This window comes from Bacillus sp. AF62 (assembly GCF_050312695.1).
In the GTDB taxonomy this organism is placed as follows: domain Bacteria; phylum Bacillota; class Bacilli; order Bacillales; family Bacillaceae_G; genus Bacillus_A; species Bacillus_A cereus.
Genome location: NZ_JBNPJZ010000311.1, coordinates 1 through 253, shown reverse-complemented (window position 1 = coordinate 253; position 253 = coordinate 1). Strand labels below are relative to the sequence as shown.

The following is a 253-nucleotide window of genomic DNA, read 5'->3' as shown; positions in this document are numbered from 1 at the left end:
CTCGGTAGCTCAGTCGGTAGAGCAGAGGACTGAAAATCCTCGTGTCGGCGGTTCGATTCCGTCCCGAGCCACCATTTATTTCAATAAAATACGCCGGCTTAGCTCAATTGGTAGAGCAACTGACTTGTAATCAGTAGGTTGGGGGTTCAAGTCCTCTAGCCGGCACCATGTAAGTTTCGGAGGGGTAGCGAAGTGGCTAAACGCGGCGGACTGTAAATCCGCTCCTTCGGGTTCGGCAGTTCGAATCTGCCCC

The 253-nt window shown here is 53.4% G+C and carries 1 tRNA gene; it reads left to right on the top strand.

From position 1 onward, the window contains the following. The first annotated feature begins 92 nt into the window (after nt 1-92). Nucleotides 93-168, top strand: a tRNA-Thr gene (locus ACQRBL_RS32905). The last annotated feature ends 85 nt before the right edge of the window (nt 169-253 follow it).